General features: G+C 71.6%; 22 protein-coding genes. 16 read left to right on the top strand and 6 right to left on the bottom strand.

Going from position 1 to position 18,442, the window contains the following annotated elements; all coding sequences use genetic code 11:
- Positions 1-10 precede the first annotated feature (10 nt).
- Genes I4Q55_RS29570 through I4Q55_RS29550 form a run of 5 tightly spaced genes read left to right on the top strand, consistent with a single transcriptional unit; the run spans position 11 to position 4,868 of the window.
- Entirely contained in the window at positions 11-1,282 is a 1,272-nt protein-coding gene (locus I4Q55_RS29570; RefSeq protein WP_206792176.1) for an extracellular solute-binding protein, read from the top strand.
- Complete coding sequence (locus tag I4Q55_RS29565) at positions 1,282-2,202, top strand: carbohydrate ABC transporter permease (protein WP_206792174.1); 921 nt, start codon at positions 1,282-1,284, stop codon at positions 2,200-2,202. Before I4Q55_RS29570 ends, I4Q55_RS29565 begins: the two co-directional genes overlap by 1 nt.
- 9 nt (positions 2,203-2,211) lie before the next feature.
- Complete coding sequence (locus tag I4Q55_RS29560; protein WP_206792172.1) at positions 2,212-3,099, top strand: carbohydrate ABC transporter permease; 888 nt, start codon at positions 2,212-2,214, stop codon at positions 3,097-3,099.
- Positions 3,100-3,116: 17 nt separating this feature from the next.
- Positions 3,117-4,478, top strand: coding sequence for a GH1 family beta-glucosidase (locus I4Q55_RS29555; protein WP_206792170.1), 1,362 nt, complete (start codon positions 3,117-3,119; stop codon positions 4,476-4,478).
- Positions 4,479-4,523: 45 nt separating this feature from the next.
- A complete protein-coding gene (locus tag I4Q55_RS29550; protein WP_206792158.1) occupies positions 4,524-4,868 on the top strand; it encodes an antibiotic biosynthesis monooxygenase in 345 nt (114 codons plus the stop codon).
- Between the two features lie 6 nt (positions 4,869-4,874).
- Here I4Q55_RS29550 and I4Q55_RS29545 read toward each other — a convergent pair whose 3' ends face one another.
- Positions 4,875-6,671 carry a long-chain fatty acid--CoA ligase gene (locus I4Q55_RS29545; protein ID WP_206792156.1) on the bottom strand — a complete coding sequence of 599 codons (1,797 nt, stop codon included), beginning with the start codon at positions 6,669-6,671 and terminating at the stop codon, positions 4,875-4,877.
- Between the two features lie 126 nt (positions 6,672-6,797).
- Here I4Q55_RS29545 and I4Q55_RS29540 point away from each other — a divergent pair, with 126 nt between their 5' ends.
- The 7 genes from I4Q55_RS29540 (at position 6,798) to I4Q55_RS29510 (ending at position 11,467) form a co-directional block, all read left to right on the top strand.
- Positions 6,798-7,208 (top strand): polyketide cyclase / dehydrase and lipid transport, encoded by a 411-nt coding sequence (locus I4Q55_RS29540; protein ID WP_091307783.1) that lies wholly within the window; start codon positions 6,798-6,800, stop codon positions 7,206-7,208.
- A 10-nt stretch (positions 7,209-7,218) separates the two neighbouring features.
- Positions 7,219-8,013, top strand: coding sequence for a metallophosphoesterase (locus tag I4Q55_RS29535; RefSeq protein ID WP_206792155.1), 795 nt, complete (start codon positions 7,219-7,221; stop codon positions 8,011-8,013).
- Between the two features lie 27 nt (positions 8,014-8,040).
- Positions 8,041-8,475: an SRPBCC family protein gene (locus tag I4Q55_RS29530; RefSeq protein ID WP_206792154.1), complete on the top strand. Its 435-nt coding sequence runs from the start codon at positions 8,041-8,043 to the stop codon at positions 8,473-8,475.
- A 1-nt stretch (position 8,476) separates the two neighbouring features.
- Complete coding sequence (locus tag I4Q55_RS29525) at positions 8,477-9,610, top strand: ArsA family ATPase (RefSeq protein ID WP_206792153.1); 1,134 nt, start codon at positions 8,477-8,479, stop codon at positions 9,608-9,610.
- Complete coding sequence (locus I4Q55_RS29520) at positions 9,607-10,050, top strand: hypothetical protein (protein ID WP_206792152.1); 444 nt, start codon at positions 9,607-9,609, stop codon at positions 10,048-10,050. Before I4Q55_RS29525 ends, I4Q55_RS29520 begins: the two co-directional genes overlap by 4 nt.
- Positions 10,051-10,065: 15 nt before the next feature.
- Positions 10,066-11,004 carry an ROK family protein gene (locus I4Q55_RS29515; protein ID WP_091307795.1) on the top strand — a complete coding sequence of 313 codons (939 nt, stop codon included), beginning with the start codon at positions 10,066-10,068 and terminating at the stop codon, positions 11,002-11,004.
- A 154-nt stretch (positions 11,005-11,158) separates the two neighbouring features.
- Positions 11,159-11,467, top strand: coding sequence for a hypothetical protein (locus I4Q55_RS29510; protein ID WP_307793348.1), 309 nt, complete (start codon positions 11,159-11,161; stop codon positions 11,465-11,467).
- On the opposite strand, the gene I4Q55_RS29505 is transcribed toward I4Q55_RS29510, so the two are convergent.
- On the bottom strand, positions 11,394-12,233 hold the full coding sequence (locus I4Q55_RS29505; protein WP_242546999.1) for an SDR family NAD(P)-dependent oxidoreductase: 840 nt from the start codon (positions 12,231-12,233) through the stop codon (positions 11,394-11,396). The genes I4Q55_RS29510 and I4Q55_RS29505 overlap by 74 nt on opposite strands.
- 77 nt (positions 12,234-12,310) lie before the next feature.
- Here I4Q55_RS29505 and I4Q55_RS29500 point away from each other — a divergent pair, with 77 nt between their 5' ends.
- Positions 12,311-12,913, top strand: coding sequence for a TetR/AcrR family transcriptional regulator (locus I4Q55_RS29500; protein WP_242546998.1), 603 nt, complete (start codon positions 12,311-12,313; stop codon positions 12,911-12,913).
- Complete coding sequence (locus I4Q55_RS29495) at positions 12,910-13,752, top strand: NUDIX domain-containing protein (RefSeq protein WP_206792149.1); 843 nt, start codon at positions 12,910-12,912, stop codon at positions 13,750-13,752. Before I4Q55_RS29500 ends, I4Q55_RS29495 begins: the two co-directional genes overlap by 4 nt.
- Here I4Q55_RS29495 and I4Q55_RS29490 read toward each other — a convergent pair.
- From I4Q55_RS29490 to I4Q55_RS29480, 3 genes are read right to left on the bottom strand one after another with little or no spacing between them, the layout of a single operon-like run.
- The gene (locus tag I4Q55_RS29490) at positions 13,749-14,888 is read right to left on the bottom strand and encodes a glutamate--cysteine ligase (protein WP_206792147.1); all 1,140 of its coding nucleotides are present in this window, start codon (positions 14,886-14,888) and stop codon (positions 13,749-13,751) included. The genes I4Q55_RS29495 and I4Q55_RS29490 overlap by 4 nt on opposite strands.
- A 10-nt stretch (positions 14,889-14,898) precedes the next feature.
- A complete protein-coding gene (locus I4Q55_RS29485; RefSeq protein WP_206792145.1) occupies positions 14,899-15,399 on the bottom strand; it encodes a hypothetical protein in 501 nt (166 codons plus the stop codon).
- Positions 15,396-16,163: a carboxylesterase gene (locus I4Q55_RS29480; protein ID WP_206792143.1), complete on the bottom strand. Its 768-nt coding sequence runs from the start codon at positions 16,161-16,163 to the stop codon at positions 15,396-15,398. The genes I4Q55_RS29485 and I4Q55_RS29480 overlap by 4 nt, the downstream gene beginning before the upstream one ends.
- Positions 16,164-16,376: 213 nt before the next feature.
- On the opposite strand from I4Q55_RS29480, the gene I4Q55_RS29475 reads away from it, so the two are divergent.
- Both I4Q55_RS29475 and I4Q55_RS29470 read left to right on the top strand, forming a co-directional pair.
- The gene (locus I4Q55_RS29475; RefSeq protein WP_206792142.1) at positions 16,377-17,138 is read left to right on the top strand and encodes a 1-acyl-sn-glycerol-3-phosphate acyltransferase; all 762 of its coding nucleotides are present in this window, start codon (positions 16,377-16,379) and stop codon (positions 17,136-17,138) included.
- Between the two features lie 21 nt (positions 17,139-17,159).
- Complete coding sequence (locus I4Q55_RS29470; protein ID WP_206792141.1) at positions 17,160-17,648, top strand: polyadenylate-specific 3'-exoribonuclease AS; 489 nt, start codon at positions 17,160-17,162, stop codon at positions 17,646-17,648.
- A gap of 159 nt (positions 17,649-17,807) precedes the next feature.
- Here the strand turns inward: I4Q55_RS29470 and I4Q55_RS29465 are convergent.
- On the bottom strand, positions 17,808-18,442 hold a 635-nt coding region (locus I4Q55_RS29465; protein WP_206792140.1), incomplete at its 5' end, for a transposase family protein.

Raw genomic sequence — 18,442 nt, 5'->3', positions numbered from 1 at the left:
CGGAGATCTCATGCGCCCGAAAACGAGAAACCGCTCGATCGCCGCGGTGTGCGCCGCGCTGGCCGCCGCCACCGTGCTGAGCGCCTGCGGGAGCAGCGGCGCCGCCGGCGGCAAGGTCAAGCTCAGCCTCGGCCTGTTCGGCAACTTCGGCTACACCGACCTGATCAAGGAGTACCAGGCGGCGCACCCGGACATCGAGATCACCGAGCGGACCGCCGCCTACTCCGACCACCACAAGAACCTCGCCGCGCACCTGGCCACCGGTGCCGGCGCCGCGGACGTCGAAGCGATCGACACCGGGTACGTCGCCCAGTTCAAGGCGACGCCGGACAAGTTCGTCGACCTCAACACCGTCGGCGGCGACAAGCTCAAGGACCGCTGGCTGGCCTGGAAGTGGGCTGCCTCGCTGGGCAAGGGCGGCCAGCAGATCGGCTACGGCACCGACGTCGGCGGCCTGGCCATCTGCTACCGCCGTGACCTGTTCAAGGCCGCCGGACTCCCCGAGGACCGCGACGCCGTGTCCGCGCTCTGGCCCACGTGGCAGGCGTTCTTCGACGCGGGCAAGCGCTTCCAGGAGAAGGCGCCGAACGGCGTCAAGTTCATGGACGGCGGCCCGACCGTGCTCAACGCGATCGTCGGCCAGGCGCCGCAGGGCTACTACGACCAGAACGACCAGGTCATCGTGGGCAGCAACCCGGCGCTGCGCCAGGGCTGGGACCTCGTGGTCGACGCCGTCAAGGCGAACCTGAGCGCCGGGCTGCTCTACAGCACTCCCCAGTGGAACACCGGCTTCACCCAGGGCCAGTTCGCGACCGTCACCTGCCCGGCGTGGATGATGACCAAGATCAAGGACCAGGCGCCGGACACCGCGGGCAAGTGGGACGTCGCGGCCGTGCCGGGCGGCGGTGGCAACTGGGGTGGCTCGTACCTGACCGTGCCCAAGCAGGGCAAGCACACCAAGGAAGCCGCCGAGCTCGCCGCCTGGCTGACCGCGCCCGAGCAGCAGGCGAAGGTTTTCACCAGCAAGGGCCTGCTGCCCTCGGCGCCGTCGCTCTACGACGACCCGAAGATCACCGGCTACACCAACCCGTTCTTCAACAACGCTCCCGTGGGCAAGGTGTTCACCGACGCGGCGAAGAAGCTGAACCCGCAGTACCAGGGCCCCAAGGCCGGTGACGTGCAGACCGAGTTCGGCAACGCCATGCAGCGCGTCGAGCAGGGCAAGCAGGACGGCCCGGCGGCGTGGGACCAGCTGGTCGGCGACGTCTCGAAGATCAAATAATGGCGCTGACCTTCGCCGAGCGGCGGCAGAAGTGGGACGTCAAGCTGTCGCCGTTCGGTTTCATCAGCCCGTACTTCCTGATCTTCGGCGTCTTCGGGCTCTTCCCGCTGCTCTACACCGCCTGGGTTTCGCTGCAGAAGCGGAACCTCATCGACGCCGAAGGCGCGCAGTTCATCGGGTTCGGCAACTACGAGCAGCTGCTGTTCCACGACCCGTACTTCTGGAACGCGATGGGGAACACGGTCAGCCTGTGGCTGCTGACCACGATCCCGCAGATCCTGTTCGCGCTCGGCATCGCGCACCTGCTCAACCGGCGGCTGCGCGGGCGGATGTTCTTCCGGATGGGGATGATCCTGCCGAACATCACCTCGGTGGCGGCGGTGACGATCATCTTCGCGCAGCTGTTCGGCCGGGACTTCGGGCTGGTCAACTGGGTGCTGAGCTGGTTCGGCGCCGGGCAGATCGACTGGCAGGCCGGCACGGCCAGCTCGCACACCGCCATCGCGGCGATGGTCGTGTGGCGCTGGACCGGCTACCACGCGCTGATCTTCCTGGCGTCGATGCAGGCGATCCCGTCGAGCATGTACGAGGCCGCCACCCTGGACGGCGCCAAGGGCTGGCAGCAGTTCTGGCGGATCACCGTCCCGCTGCTGCGGCCGCAGATCATCTTCTCGACGGTGATCGCGACGACCGGGAACATGCGGCTGCTCGCCGAGCCGCTGCTGTTCAACCCGGGCACGGCGGCCGCCACCGGCGGGTCGGACCGGCAGTTCCAGACCGCCGCGCTCTACCTCTACGAACAGGGCTTCGCCAAGTACGACTTCGGCTACAGCTCGGCGATCGCGCTGATCCTGGCCGTGGCCACGATGCTCGTCGCGGGCCTGTCGTACCTGGTGACCCGGCGCATCCAAACCGACTGAGGAGCGGACATGACCACCGTGCTGACCCCGGCCGCGCCCGCGCCGCCGGCCGCCTCGCCCGGGCGGCTGCGGCGGATCTCCAGGCGGGTCGCGAGCCCGTGGACCTACGCCGCGCTGATCGCGATCCTCGCCGGTTCGGCGTTCCCGGTGTACTGGTCGTTCGTCGTCTCGTCGCAGACGACGGAGGCCGTGGGCAAGGTGCCGCCGGTCCTGGTGCCGGGCGGGCACCTGTTCGAGAACATCGCCCGCGTCTTCGACGAGACGGACTTCGCGCTGGCGCTGGGCAACTCGCTCATCGTCGCGGGCACGATCACCGTCTCGGTGGTGCTGTTCTCGACGCTGGCCGGGTTCGCCTTCGCCAAGCTGCGCTTCCGCGGGCGGACGGCGTTGCTGCTCGTCGTGGTCGCCACCCAGGCGATCCCGACCGAGCTGGGCGTCGTGCCGCTGTACATGATGATGGCCGACTTCGGGTGGGCGGGGGAGCTGCAGGCGGTGATCGTGCCCGGCCTGGTCACCGCGTTCGGCGTGTTCTTCATGCGCCAGTACTTCGAGCGGGCACTGCCGCTGGAGCTGCTGGAGGCCGGGCGGATGGACGGGTGCGGCTCGCTGCGGCTGTTCTGGCACGTGGCCCTGCCCGCCGCCCGCCCGGCCGCGGCGGTGCTCGGGCTGTTCACCTTCATGCAGGCCTGGAACGACTTCTTCTGGCCGCTGGTGGTGCTCGTGCCGGAGAACCCGACCGTCCAAACCGCACTGTCCACTCTGGCCAGTGGCTACACCACCGACTACACGCTCGTGCTCACCGCCGCCACCATCGGCACCGTTCCCGTCCTCCTCGTGTTCCTGCTGTTCGGCCGCCAGATCGTCGGCGGCATCATGCAGGGCGCGCTCAAGGGCTGACCCTCCCGGAGCTCACCGTGACTTCCAGTTTCCCGCCCGGCTTCCGCTGGGGCGTCGCGACCTCGGCGTTCCAGATCGAGGGCGCCACCACCGAGGACGGCCGCGGACCGTCCATCTGGGACACCTTCGCGGCGGTCCCCGGCGCGGTGGCAGGCGGCCACACCGGGGAACCGGCGGCCGACCACTACCACCGCTGGCGCGCCGACCTCGACCTGCTCACCGACCTGGGTGTCGACGCCTACCGGTTCTCGGTGTCCTGGCCGCGGATCCAGCCGGACGGGCGCCGCTTCGAACGCCGGGGGATCGATTTCTACCGCCGGCTCGTGGAGGCCATGCGGGAGCGGGAGATCGAGCCGTTCCTGACGCTGTACCACTGGGACCTGCCGCAGGCGCTGGAGGACGAGGGCGGCTGGCGGTCGCGGGAGACGGCCCACCGCTTCGCCGAGTACGCCGCCCTGGTGCACGAAGAGCTGGGCGATGTCGTCGACCACTGGACGACGCTCAACGAGCCGTACCCGTGCGCGGTCGCGGGATACGGCGAAGGCCGCCACGCGCCGGGAGCCAGGGAGGGACACGGCGCGCTGGCGGCCGCCCACCACCTGCTGCTCGGCCACGGCCTGGCCGTCCGGGCGATGCGGGCGCAGGCGACACCGCAGCAGCAGTTCGGGATCGTGCTCAACCAGTCGCCCGCGGTGCCGGTCTCGGGTTCGGCGGCGGACGCCGCGGCGGCGGCCCGCCAGGACACGCTGCTGCGCCGCCAGTTCACCGACCCGCTGTTCGGCGGCCGGTACGCGCCGGGCCTGGCGGCGATGTTCGACGGCGTCTCGGACTTCTCGTTCCGCCTCGACGGCGACCTCGAGACGATCGGGACGCCGCTGGACTACCTGGGCGTCAACTACTACTACCGGATCCACGTCGCGGACGCCCCGCACCGCGAGCCGGACCCGGCGCTGCGGACCGTGACCGACATCGGGGTGGACACCACGCGCGTGCCGGACGTCCCGCGCACGGGCATGGGCTGGCCGGTCGAGCCGGAGGGCCTCACCGAAGCCCTCGTCGGCCTGCACAACCGGTACCCGGGCCTGCCCCCGGTGTACGTGACGGAGAACGGGTGCGTGTACGCCGACCGGAGCGACTTCGCGGACTACGAGCGCATCAGCTTCCTGAACGAGCACATCGAGGCGGTCCGCACGGCGGCCGCGGCCGGGGTCGACCTGCGCGGCTACTTCTGCTGGTCACTGCTGGACAACTTCGAGTGGGCGCACGGGTACAAGCACCGCTTCGGGCTGGTCCACGTCGACTACGAGACGCAGGCCCGCACGCCGAGGTCGAGCTACCGCTGGTACCGCGACTTCGTCGCCGCCCAGCGCACGCCGTGAGAAAGTCGCTGGATCGCCGGGCCGGGGCCGCCCTACGGTGACGCCATGAGCGATCACCCGGCAGCCCCGGTCGAAGCCTTCGAGCCGCCCTACTACGCGGTCGTCTTCACCTCGGTGCGCACCGGCGAGCAGGCCGGCTACCCCGAGACCGCCGCCCGGATGGAAGAGCTGGTCGCCGACGTCCCCGGATACCTGGGCATGGACCACGCCCAGACACCCGGCGGCCTGAGCATCACCGTCGGGTACTTCCGCGACGCCGAAGCGCTCACGCAGTGGCGGAGCAACGCCGAGCACCACTCGGCCCAGCAGCGGGGCCGGGCCGAGTGGTACGAGAGCTACACGCTGCACGTGGCGAAGGTGGAGCGCAGCCGCGGCTTCACCCGAGCCTGAGCGCGCTTACTTCTTGTACAGGCCCTCGATGTCGGTGGCGTAGTTCTTCGAAACCACGTTCCGCTTCAGCTTCAGGCTCGGCGTGATCTCCCCGCCGGCCTCGGTGAAGTCGTTGGCCAGCACGGTGAACTTCTTGATCGCCTCGGCCTTGGACACCGCTTTGTTGGCCTCGTCGACCGCGGCCTGGATCTCCGCGACCAGGTCCGGGTCCGTCGCCAGGTCCGCGACCGTGGCGGCGGCGGGCTTGCCGTGCTGGGACTTCCACGACGGGAAGTACTCCTCGTCGACCGTGATCAGCGCCGCGATGAACGGGCGCTGGTCGCCGACCACCATCGCCTGGCTGACCAGCGGGGACGCCTTGATCGTGTCCTCGAGGCCGGACGGGGCGACGTTCTTGCCGCCCGCCGTCACGATGATCTCCTTCTTGCGGCCGGTGATCTTGAGGAAGCCGTCGGAGTCCAGCTCGCCGAGGTCGCCGGTGTGGAACCAGCCGTCGGTCAATGCCTCGGCAGTCGCCTGCGGGTTGTTGTAGTACGCCCGGAACACGACGTCGCCCTTGAGCAGGACTTCACCGTCGTCGGCGATGCGAACCGACGTGCCGTTGACCGGCTTGCCGACCGTGCCGACGCGGAACGCCGTCTGCGTGTTGACGTTCGCCGCCGCCGACGTCTCGGTGAGGCCGTAGCCCTCGAACACCGGGACGCCGATGCCGCGGAAGAAGTGCGCCAGCCGGGCACCCAGCGGCGCTCCGCCCGAGACCGCCGCGACGCAGCGGCCGCCGAGGGCCGCGCGCAGCTTGCCGTAGACGAGCTTGTCGAACACCAGGTGCTTGAGCTTCAGCCCGACCCCGGCGCCGCCGGTGTCCTGCGCTTCGCTGTAGGCGACGGCGGTGGCCTCGGCGGCGTCGAAGATCTTGCCCTTGCCCTCGCTGTGCGCCTTCTGCTTCGCCGAGTTGTAGACCTTCTCGAACACGCGCGGCACCGCGACGACGAACGTCGGCCGGAACGTGCCGAGGTCGGCGACCAGGTTCTTGACGTCCGGGGTGTGCCCGAGGGTGACGCGGGCGGTCAGCGCGGTGACGGCGATCGCGCGGGCCAGCACGTGCGCCAGCGGCAGGAAGCACAGCAGCGAGTTGCCCTGCTCCATCAGCTGCGGGAACGCCTCGATGTCGGCGCGGATCTCGGCCAGCAGGTTGCGGTGGGTCAGCTCGACGCCCTTGGGGCGGCCGGTGGTGCCCGAGGTGTAGACGATGGTGGCCAGCTCGTTCGCGGTCACCTCGCGGCGGCGGTCGTGCAGCTCGTCGTCGGACAGGTCGGCACCGAGCGCCGAGAGCTCTTCGACGGCGGGGGAGCCGCCTTCGATCTGCCACGTGTGAGCCAGGTCGGTGAGCCGGTCCCGGACCTCGTCGAGCGTCGCGGCGTGGGCGCTGGTCTCGACGAACACGCCCTTCGCGGCCGAGTCCGACAGGATCCAGTGCACCTGCTCGGCGGACGACGTGTCGTAGATCGGGACGGTCACCGCGCCGGCCGCCCAGATCGCGAAGTCGATCAGCGTCCACTCGTAGCGGGTCTTCGACATGATCGCGACGCGGTCGCCGCGGCCGATCCCGGCCTTCGCCATGCCCTTGGCGACGGCCAGCACCTCGGCCGCGAACTCCTTGGCGGTGACGTCCAGCCAGCTGCCCTCGACCTGGCGGCGGAAGCTCACCACGTCGGAGAACCGCTCGGCGTTCGCCCAGACGACGTCGGACATGTTTTCGTCGTCGGCCACCGGCTTGCCGGCGGGAGCGCTGTATTCGCGCACGTGGACCTCCGTGTTCAACGCGGCGGCAGGTGACACCGCTGTTACCCGCCAGTCAACTTAGCGTGGTGAGCACCTTAAGACCATGCTGACCGACGCGGCGAGGCGAGGCCGTGACATTCTTCGCACGTGAACGCGCCGCCCTCCCTCGACATCGTCGACGAGACGTTCCTCGCCGTTCCGCCCGCCACCGTGGCCGCGGTCTTCGCCGAGCCGGCCTCCTGGCGGCGCTACTGGCCCGACCTGGTCCTCGAGGTCTACACCGACCGGGGGGAGAAGGGCCTGCGCTGGACTGTCCGGGGCGCGCTCGTCGGTACGATGGAGGTCTGGCTCGAGCCGGTGCTCGACGGCACCCTGCTGCACTACTTCCTGCGGGCGACTCCCGCCGACGCGGCCGGGACGCCCCGGGCCCTGGCGCCGCGCGAGCTGCGCCGGGAGTTCGACCGGCGGGCACGCGCGGCGAAGGCGATCGCCCTCGGGCTCAAGGAGATCCTGGAGGACGGGCGCGAGCCCGGGGTGCCTCCGCGCGGCGAGGGCTAGGGGGCCAGGGGTGCGGGTACACGTCGTCTCGGACGTGCACGGCAACGCGGACGCGCTGAAGCGGGCGGGTGACGGGGCCGACGCCCTGGTCGTGCTCGGCGACCTGATCGACTTCGTCGACTACCACGACCACGAGAAGGGCATCATGGGCGCCCTGTTCGGGCCGGAGAAGGTCGGCGAGTTCGCCCGCCTGCGCCGCGAGGGCACCCGTGACGAAACCGTTGCCTTTTCGCGCACGCTCTGGGCGAGCCTCGAAGACCCGGGCGCGGCGGTCGACGAGGCCATCCGCACCCAGTACGCGGCGCTGTTCGCGGCGATGACCGCGCCGACGTACGCCACGCCCGGCAACGTCGACACCCCGGCGCTGTGGCCGGAGTTCGCCGGCGAGGGCGTGCGGGTGCTCGACGGCGAGGTGGCCGAGATCGGCGGCCTGCGGTTCGGGTTCGTCGGCGGGGCGCTGCTGCCCGACGGCGTCGTCCCGCGGCCGCGCAAAGGTGCGGCCTGGCGCCCCTACCTGCGGGATCGCGCGGACTACGACGCGGGCGTGGCCGCGCTGGCCGGCGTCGACGTCCTCTGCACGCACGGCCCGCCGGCCCTGCCGGAGCTGGTCTACGACGTCGTCGCGCGGCGCAGCGAGATCGGCTCGACGGCGCTGCTGGAGCTGATCCGGGCGCAGCGGCCGCGCTGGTCGGTGTTCGGGCACGTGCACCAGCCGCTGGCGGCCCGTGCCCGGGTCGGCCTGACCGAGTGCCGTAACGTGGGTCACTTCAAGGAGACCGGGCAGCCCTACGTGCTGCGCTGGTGACCAACCGCGGCGGCTACGCTTCGACCCATGGCCGAGCAGTCCACACAGTCCATCGAGGTCGACGCCGAGCCCAGCCGGGTGATGGCCGTGATCGCCGACTTCCCCGCGTACCCGGAATGGGCCAAGGCCGTCCGGCAGACCGAGGTCCTCGACACCGACGCCGACGGGCGGGCCAAGCAGGTCAAGCTGACCCTCGACGCGGGCCCGATCAAGGACGTCTACACCCTCGAGTACGACTGGGACGAAGACGGCCTCGGCGTCAGCTGGCACCTGGTCAAGGGCCAGATGCAGAAGGCGCAGAACGGCCGCTACGCGCTCGCCGACCTCGGCGGCCGCACCCGGGTCACCTACACGCTGTCGGTCGAGCTGGCGCTGCCGATGATCGGCCTGCTGCGCCGCAAGGCCGAGAAGATGGTCATGGACACCGCGCTCAAGGAGCTGAAGAAGCGGGCCGAGGGCTAGCGTGCGGATCCTGCTGTGCACCGGCAAGGGGGGTGTCGGGAAGACCACGCTGGCCGCGGCCACCGGCGCCGCCCTCGCCGCCCGCGGCAGGAAGACCCTCGTCGTGTCCACCGACCCGGCGCACTCGCTCGGCGACGCCTTCGGCACGCCGCTCGGGGCCGAACCGTCCGAAGTGGACACTCTCCTCTCCGGGGTGCAGATCGATTCGCGCACCCTGGTGGACGCCACCTGGGAGCAGTTGCGCGGTGAGCTGCGGGCGGTGCTGGCCGGCGCGGGGCTCGACACCCTCGACGCCGAAGAGCTCACCGTGCTGCCCGGCGTCGACGAGCTGCTCGCCCTGACCGAGGTCCGCCGGCTGGCCGAGGACGGGCCGTGGGAGTCCGTCGTCGTCGACTGCGGGCCGACGGCCGAGACGCTGCGGCTGCTCGCGCTGCCCGAGGCCGTCTCCGGCTACCTGACCCGCGTGTTCGGGCCGCGCGGCCGCGTCACCGGCTCGGTGCGCCGCCTCGGTGCCCACCTCGACGGCCTGCGCGCGCTGCTCACCGACCCGGCGGTGACGACGGTCCGGCTGGTCCTGACCCCGGAGCGGGTGGTCGTCGCCGAGGCACGGCGGACGCTCAGCTCCCTGGCCCTGCGCGGCATCGCGGTCGACGGCCTGATCGCCAACCGGCTGATGCCCGCGCCCGGCATCTGGCGCGGCGGCGCCGCGTCCTGGCTGCGCACCCGGCGGACGCAGCAGGACGCCGTGCTCGCCGAGCTCGCCGCGGCCGGGATCGCGCCGGTCGCCCGCGTCGAGCACCGCGCCGTCGAGCCGGTCGGGCTGCCCGCGCTGCTGGAGATCGCCGCCGAGCTCTACCGCGGCGAAGACCCCCTCGCGGGCAACGGCACCCCCGTCACCCCGCTGCTGCGCGTGCGGCCCGCCCCCGGTGGGTACACCCTGCGCGTCGCGATCCCGCTCCCGCGGGACGCCGAGGTCGACCTCGCCCGCGTCGACGACGACCTGGCGATCACCGTGGACGGCTTCCGCAGGCTCATCGCCCTGCCGGAGCCGCTGCGGCCGTGCCGGATCACCGGCGCGGAATCCGACGCCGACGGCCTGGTCGTGAGCCTGGCCGGGAACCGGGGCCGCGGGTGAGCGAAGAGGAACACGGGCCGCGCCTGGCGGAGGAGATCCGCCTGCTCGCCGAGCTGGTCGCGGACAAGGCGGCGCCGTGGCTCGAAGGCGTGCTCGCGGCCGGGCACGGCAGCTTCTTTTCGGGGGGTCCGGGTGGCGAAGCCCCCGGTGGTCATGGCACCCCTGACGAGGCGAAACCGGACGGTTCGGCGTGCGGCTGGTGTCCGCTGTGTGCGATCGTCGCGGTGGTGCGGGGTGAGCGGCCCGAGCTGGTCGCGCGGCTCGTCGAGCAGCTCGCGCAGCTGGTCGCCCTGCTGCGTGCGGTGCTCGCGGACCGCTGGGAACCGGACGAGGGCGTGCACATGCCCGGGTTCCGGCCCGCGCCGCGGCCCGCGGACCCGCGCACGTCGCCGCGGGTGCAGCACATCGCGGTCCGCAGGCGCGACGAGTGGGAGAGCTGAGTGCGGACGGTAGGGGTGGACGTCGGCGGAACGAGCATCCGGGCCGGCGTGGTGGACGAACGCGGCTCCCTGCTCGACACGGCGCGCGTCGCGACGCCGACCGAAGAGGGCGCGCTCGAGGACGCCATCGCGAGCGTGGTCGAGGACCTGCGCAACCGCCACGACGTGGCCGGGGTGGGGCTGGCGGTGGCGGGCTTCGTGGCCCGCGACCGCCGCTCGGTGATGTTCGCCCCGCACCTGGCGTGGCGCGGCGCACCGGTGGCCGACCGGATCGAGAAGCGCGTCGGCCTCCCGGTGCTGCTGGAGCACGACGTCAATTCGGCGATAGTGGGCGAGCACCGTTTCGGCGCGGCCCGCGGCGCCCAGGTGGCGGCCCTGGTGGCACTGGGCACGGGCATCGGCGCGGGGCTGTTGCTGGACGGCAAGCTGTACCGGGGCGCGTACGGCGTGGCCCCCGAGCTGGGCCACCTGACGGTGGTCCGCGGCGGGCGGCCGTGCCCCTGCGGCAAGTACGGCTGCTGGGAGCGCTACTGCAGCGGAACGGCCTTGGCGGCCACGGCGGTGGAGCTGCTCGCCCGGCACCCGGGCCGGTCGACGGTCCTGGCCCCCCAGGTGGCGGGCGACCCGGGCTCGGTGACGGGCCGCAGGGTGGCGGGCGCGGCGCGTGATGGAGATCCGATCGCCCAGCTGGCGATGGCGGAGCTGGCGAAGTGGCTGGGCGAGGGCCTGGCACTGGTGGCGGACGTGTTCGACCCGGAGATCATCGTGATCGGGGGAGGGGTGTCGGAGTCGGCACCGCTGTTCTTGGACGAGGCTCGGGAGCACTACGCGGGCGCGATCACGGGGGCGCGGCACCGGCCGTTGGCTCGGATCAGGACTGCTCACCTGGGCGACGACACGGCGATCGTGGGCGCGGCGGCCTTGGCGTTGGAGGCGGCGAAGACCCCGGTTTGATCCGGCCTGCGATCTTGTGGACAGGTACCCCGCGCGGCGGTCTGCCCGGGCGGAACTGTCAGTGCCTCCCGGTAGCGTGGAAACCGGGGGCTGCTCAGCCGTGTGTGTCACCCACCCAGGCGTCGGCCGGCTCCTCGCGGGGTACCCGGCCGGTGTGTGGATCGGGGTGGGTGGCGCGGTTCTGGTGGCCGTCGCGGTCGTCGTGCGGGCCAAGGCGAAGAGCAGGGTGCTGACCGTGCTCGCCTCCGCCGCGGTGTCGGCGGGGTGGCTGCTGGTCGCGCTGTTCCTGGTCGAACCCCTGGTGCCGGGTCCGGTGCTGGCCGTGGTTCTGCTGGCCGGGATCACCGTGGGCATCTTCCTGGCCGCGGTCGTCGGCGGCCGCCGGGGTACTACGCGGCCTCCCGGGGCCAGTACTTCCGCAGGCTCGCCGCGGCGACCCGGTCGAGAGCCCGGTCCGGAATGACGCGGGCGAGCCAGGTCAGGAGGCCCGCGTCGCGCCCGATCGTGTAGCGCGTGCGCGGGCGGCGCGCGGTGGCCGCCTCGGCGACGACGGCCCCGGCCTTGTCCGCGGCCAGGCCGGTCCGGGTGAACGCCAGCGAGTGGGCGACGACGGCTTCGACGAGCCCGCCGTAGCGGCGCCGGTGTTCGGGGCTCATCTTCCCGGCGAGGTCGCGGGCGGTGGCGGCGCCGCGTTCGCCCATCTCGGTTCGCACCGCGCCGGGCTCGACCACGACGACCTCCACCCCGTGCGGGGCGAGTTCGCGGCGGAGCGCGTCGCTGACCGCCTCGAGCGCGAACTTCGTCCCCGCGTAGGGGCCGTAGGTGGCCATCGCGACCTTCCCGCCGACCGAGCTGATGTTCACGATCCTGCCGCGGCTGCGGTGCAGCGACGCCAGCAGTGCCTGCGTGACGGCGACGTGCCCGAACAGGTTGACCTCGAACAGGCTCCGCCACTCGGCCAGCGGCAGCGCCTCGACCGGGGCGTTGACCGAGATGCCCGCGTTGTTGACGAGGGCGCGCAACGGGCGGTCGTCCGCGTCGACCCGGTCGGCGAGGGCCCGGATGTGCTCGGGCCGGGTGATGTCGAGGAGCACCGGCTCGACGCCGTCGGCGCGGATCGCGTCCCCGTCGCGCTCCCGGCGGACACCGGCGAGGACGTGGTGGCCGCGGGCGGCGAGCGCGCGGGCGGTCGCGGCGCCCAGCCCGGTCGAGGCGCCGGTGACGACCATGAGCGAAGTTTGATGTGACGTTGTCATATGAACTACTGTGGACAACTCATGTGACATTGTCAACTATGGTTGGCGGCATGGTGACGCGAGCTGAAACGGCGGCGGCGACCCGGGACGCGCTCGTGCGCGCGGCGTCCGAGCTGCTCGACGAAGGGGGCCCCGAGGCGGTGACGCTGCGCGCGGTGGGCGCCCGGGCCGGGGTCTCCCGCGGCGCGCCCTACGGGCACTTCGAAGACAAAGCCCACCTGCTGACCCGGCTGGCGATCAACGCGTGGAACGCGGTCACGGACGAGGTCGAACAGCTGCGGGGGGAGCCGGCGGCCCGGCTCGAACGCGCCCTGCTGACCCTCATCGAGGTCGGCCGAAGGTACCCGCACCGGTACGCGCTGATGTTCAGCACCCCGGCCGACGACCCGGAGGCCGCGGTGGCCGCGAGCCGCTTGGAGAACCGGTTCCTCGCCATGGTCGCCGACCTGGTCGGGGAGCCCGATGCCCGCCGCTACGGCGCTCTGCTGATGGCGAGCGCGCACGGGATCGCCGGGCTGGAGCTCAGCGGCCACCTGGCGCGGGAGAAGTGGGGGGTCGACGGCGACCAGCTCGTCCGTACGCTGGTCGACGGCGTCCGGTCCGGCCTCGGGAACAGCGCTCACCGGCCGGCGTGTGACACGCTGGAGAGGTGAGTCACCTGTCCGCGAGCGTCTTCGTCCGTTGTTCCTGCGGGCACGTGCACTGGGGCCGCTACGGCGCCGCCGGCCTGCTGCTCGTCGATCCCGCGCGCGGCGTTCTCCTGCAGCGCCGCGCCTGGTGGGTGCACCAGGGCCGCACCTGGGCGCTGCCCGGCGGGGCCATCGAGGCCGGCGAGACCGCCGTGGGCGCCGCCGCCCGGGAAGCCTTCGAAGAGGCCTCCGTCCCCGCCGAGGCCTTCCGCGCGGTCTCCGCGTCCGTCGTCGACCACGGCGACTGGAGCTACACCACCGTGCTCGCCCTCGCCGACGGCGCCGAAGCGCGCGTCGCCAACACCGAAAGTGCGGAGGTGCGCTGGGTGGATCCCGACGACGTCCCCGGTTACCCCCTGCACCGCGACTTCGCCGCCGCGTGGCCGCACCTGCGCGACCGCGTCGGCCAGGAGCTCGTCCTGGTCGTCGACGCCGCCAACGTCGTCGGCTCGCGTCCGGACGGCTGGTGGCGCGACCGGCACGGCGCCGCCGAGCGCCTCCGCGACCAGCTCGCCAAGCTCGCCGAAGCCGGCGTCCCGGACCCGGACGACGCCACGGTCTCCTGGTGGCCCCGGATCATCCTGGTCGTCGAAGGCAAGGCGAAGCACGTCACCGGGACACCGGGGGTCGAGGTCGTCGCGGCCGACACCGACGGCGACTCCAAGATCGTCGAGGTCGTCGCGCAGCAGCAGGCCAGGGTCCTCGTCGCCACCGCCGACCGCGAGCTGAAAAGGCGCGTCGAAGCCCTCGGCGCGGCGATCCTCGGCCCCGGCACGCTCCGCACGCAGCTCGACGAGCTCTAGTCCCGCCGGATCCCGTCGCGCATCTCGGCCACCAGGGACGCCATCACGGCCTTGAGGCTGCCCTTGTGCTGCTCGGCGACCGCCCGCTGGCGCCGGTAGCTCGGCCCGTACCGCAGGATCGTCTCGACGTCACGCAGCTCCGCCACGCAGCCGAGGCGCCGCGCCACCGGTTCGAGCCGGTCCAGCAGGTCCGCGACGTCGTCGGTCACCAGCCGCTCGCGCCCGGCCGCGTCCAGGATGACGATCGCGTCCGTGCCGTAGCGGGCCGCGCGCCACTTGTTCTCCTGGACGTGCCACGGCGGCAGCGTCGGCAGGATCTCGCCGTCTTCCAGGCGCTCGACGAAGTCGTCGACCAGGCACTGGGTCAGCGCCGCGATCGCGCCGACCTCCTCCAGTGTCGGCAGGCCGTCGCAGACGCGCATCTCGATCGTGCCGAGCTTCGGCGACGGCCGGATGTCCCAGCGGATCTCCGAGAAGTGGTCGATCACGCCGGTGGTGAACATGTCCTCGACGTAGCTCTCCAGCTCCGCCCACTTCCGGAACTGGAAGGGCAGCCCGGCCGTCGGCAGCTGCTGGAACATCAGCGCCCGGTTCGACGCGTACCCGGTGTCCTCGGCACCCCAATACGGCGAAGACGCCGACAGCGCCTGCAGGTGCGGCGCGTAGTTGAGCAGCGCGTCGAGGACCGGCAGCACCTTCTCGCGGTGGTCGACGCCGACGTGGATGTGGACGCCGTAGATCAGCATCTGCCGTCCCCACCACTGGGTCCGGTCGATCAGCTTGGCGTAGCGCTCCTTGTCGGTGACCTTCTGCTGGTACCAGTTCGAGAACGGGTGCGTGCCCGCCGAGAACATCTCGACGCCGAGCGGGTCGGCGACGCCGTGCACGACGTCGAGCGAGTCGTTCAGGTCGGCCTTGATCTCGGCGATCGTGTCGCAGACGCCGGTGATGATCTCGATGGTGTTGAGCAGCAGCTCCTGCTTGATCTTCGGGTGCTCGGCCTGCCCGTCGGGCCGGACGGCCTCGAGGATCCGCTCGGCCACCGAGGTCAGCTCACCGCTGCGCCGGTCCACCAGGCCGAGCTCCCACTCCGCGCCGACGGTCGATCGCCGCGAAGGACTGAACTCGATGCGCATCGCCGTCCGATTAGACCTGGGCGCCGTTGCTGGGATCGGCGCCGGGCGGCGGTCCCTGGCGCACGCGGAGCAGCAGCAGCGCGATCGCCGTCGCGAGCGCGAGGATGCCCAACGGCGTCGCCACCGTCGGGCCGACGCCGATCGCGCCGGGCAGGATCAGCAGGAACAGCCCGGCCAGGAACAGCAGCAGGATGAGGAACGCGCCCAGCTTCGGCCGGGGCAGCGGCGGCGGCTCCGGCGGGACGTAGTGCTCGTTGTCGTCCGCCGGGTCGTCGGAGAACATCGTGGTGTCCCACGAAGTGCCCCCGGACCGCCAGCCGGACTCCGGCGGCGACTCCACGGCGGGCGGCTCGGCGGGCCGCTCCGGCGTCTTGCGCGACTCGGGCTCGGCGGTGCCGGTGGCTTCGGCGGTGTCCGTTTCGGGGAGCCCGAACCCGCCGGCGCGCAGGTCGGCGACGATCTCGGCGAACGTCGCGTCGACGTCCTCCGGCCCGTCCTTCCCCCGGCTCATGCGGTCTCCTCGGGCTGTCCGGCGTGCGCCCTCGCGAACTCGACGCTGCGGGTGAAGATCACTTCGGCGTCGTTGTCCTGGGTCGCCACGTGGTAGCTGTTCTCCAGTACGACCTCGGTGACCTCGGTGCTCGAGACGCCCTTGAGCACCAGCTGCGAGTTGACCGGCTCGACGACGTGGTCGACCGACGAGTGCAGCAGCAGCACCGGCTGCGTCACCTTCGCCAGGTCGGCGCGCACGACCGCCCACAGCTTCGCCAGGCTCGCCGCCGCGCGCACCGGCGTGCGCGGGTAGGCCAGCTCGGTTTCGCCCGGCTTCTTGATGTCGTTCGCGATCGCCGGCACCGAGGGCACGACCCGGCCCAGCACCGGCAGCAGCCGCGTGTCCCACTTCAGCCGCGTCACCGAGGGGTTGACCAGGACGATCCCGGCGATCCGGTCGCCGAACTCCTCGGCGAGGCGCAGGGTGAGCGTGCCGCCCATCGAGAGGCCGCCGACGAACACCGTCCGGCACGTCGCCAGCAGCGCGAGCAGGGCTTCGCGGACGGCGCCGTACCAGTCTTCCCACGTCGTGCGGTTGAGGTCCGGCCAGCGGGTGCCGTGGCCGGGCAGCAGCGGGCAGCGCACCGTGAACCCGGCCTCGGCCAGGTGGTCACCCCAGGCCCGCATGCTCGCCGGGGTGCCGGTGAACCCGTGGCAGAGCAGGAACCCGATCTCGGCCGAACCGGTGTGGCCGAACGGTTCCGCGCCGGCGAGCACGCCCATGCGATCGCCTTCCGTGTGAGCCTTGCAGTCAGTCCATGCTCTCACGCCCGGCGGACCTTGTGGGGGTCTGCCCGTGCCCCGAATTCGCTGTGAGATCGATCGCTGCCGAAGTGGTAACCGGGTGGTCCGCGTTGTGCGGCGGCCACCGGTGTTCGTAGGCTGTTCGTCTCGGGTGGACAGGGGTTGCGGCCGCGATGGAGGACTGAGGCACCGGTGCTGTACTGGCTCATGAAGTGGGTGTTCCTCGGACCGCTGCTCAAGGCGCTCTGGCCGACCAAGGTCGTCGGCGCGGAGAACATCCCCGAGTCGGGGGGCGCGATCCTGGCCGGCAACCACCTGGCGGTCGCGGACTCGTTCTTCATGCCGCTGCGGGTCAAGCGCAAGGTGACCTTCCCGGCCAAGTCCGAGTACTTCACCGAGCCCGGCTTCAAGGGCACGCTCAAGAAGTGGTTCTTCACCGGCGTCGGCCAGTTCCCGATCGACCGGTCCGGCGGCAACGCCGCCCAGGCCGCCCTCGACACGGCGACCCGCCTGGTGCGCGAAGGGCACCTGCTCGGGATCTACCCGGAGGGCACCCGCTCCCCGGACGGACGCCTGTACAAGGGCAAGACGGGCGTGGCCCGCATCGCCCTGGAGTCCGGCGGCGTGGTGATCCCGGTGGCGATGATCGGCACGGACAAGGTCAACCCGATCGGTTCGAAGATGTGGTGGCCGCGCCGCCTCGAGGTCCGGTTCGGCAAGCCCCTGGACTTCTCGCGCTACGAGGGCCTGTCCGGTGACCGGTTCATCGAGCGGTCGATCACGGACGAGATCATGTACGCCCTGATGGAGCTGTCGGGCCAGGAGTACGTCGACATCTACGCGGCGAAGGCCAAGGAGCTGCTGGCGGCGGAGGCGGCCGGGGTCAGGCCCGCGGTGCCCGCCCAGCCCTCGGCCCGGGACGCGGCCCGGGTGCCCGATTCCAAGGTCGGCTGAGTTCCCCACTACTGTTCACCAGTGCGTTTTTTCTACGACACCGAGTTCATCGAAGACGGCGTGACCATCGATTTGGTGTCGATCGGGGTGGTGGACGAGCGGGGCCGCGAGTTCTACGCGGTGTCGACCGAGTTCGACCCGGCCAAGGCCGGGCCGTGGGTCCGGGACAACGTGCTGGACAAGCTGCCTTCGCCGGCCGACCGCGCGTGGCGGAGCAGGGAGAAGATCCGCACCGACCTGCTGGAGTTCTTCGGCAAGCCGCCGGGCGGGATCGAGCTGTGGGCGTGGTTCGCCGCGTATGACCACGTGGCGCTGGCCCAGCTGTGGGGCCCGATGCCGGCGCTGCCGCGGCAGCTGCCTCGGTTCACCCGGGACCTGCGGCAGCGGTGGGAGGACGCCGGAAAGCCGAAGCTCCCGGCGGCGCCGACCGACCAGCACGACGCACTGGCGGACGCGAAGCACAACCTGGCGCGATGGGAAGTCATCGAGAGCTACTTCCCGCGCCGCTGACCTCGGTTCCCAGCGCCCCAATGTGGCCTTGGTTGCGTTGGACGCACCGAAGGCCACCTTGGGTGCGTTGGACGCACCGAAGGCCACATTGGGTGCGTTGGACGCACCGAAGGCCACCTTGGGTGCGTTCAACGCACCGAAGGCCACATTGAGGTTTTCTCAGTAGCGTCCGTGGTGTTCGTGGTGGGTGAGGACGAGGGCGGCTTGGACGATGGTGCCGATGCGGTGGGGGCAGAGGCTGATGTGGCGGAGTGCTCGCCAGCGGGTTTTGAGGATGGCCATGGCGCGTTCGCCGAGTGCCCGGGCTCGGGCATGCAGCAGGTTGTAGACCCGCTGGCGCGGGCCGAGGGGTGGTTGACCTGCGGTTTTCTTGAACGGGGTAAGGATCCCGATCCCGGCTGCGTGGTAGGCCTTGTCGGCCAGAGTTGTCAGGCCCTGGCCCGCGGCGGCGGTCAACGCGCCGACAATCCCGTGGTCGCGGGCGGCGGAGAGATCGTTGCGGGAGCCCGGCAGCACCGCCGACACCCACAACGGGAACCCATCGGAGCTGGCCAGGAACTGGATGTTTCCGCCGAAGGCGCGGTGCTTGCCCGAGTACCACAGGTGCACGATCCGGCCGCGGTTCTTACCTTTGGTTTTGATCGTGGTCGCCGCGACCCGGTCACAGGGGATCAGGGAACCGTCCAGGATGACGTGCGTGTCACCCCGGGTGCGCCGGTCGGCCAGGACGTGGTGCAGGTCCGGGGCGCAGGCGGCGAGGGCGGTGATGGCTTCGTGCAGGTAGCGGTAGGCGG

It is taken from the genome of Amycolatopsis sp. MtRt-6 (genome assembly GCF_017308975.1).
In the GTDB taxonomy this organism is placed as follows: Bacteria; Actinomycetota; Actinomycetes; order Mycobacteriales; family Pseudonocardiaceae; genus Amycolatopsis.
Note: the sequence above shows the minus strand (reverse complement) of the source record. Positions and strands in the feature narration are given on the sequence as shown.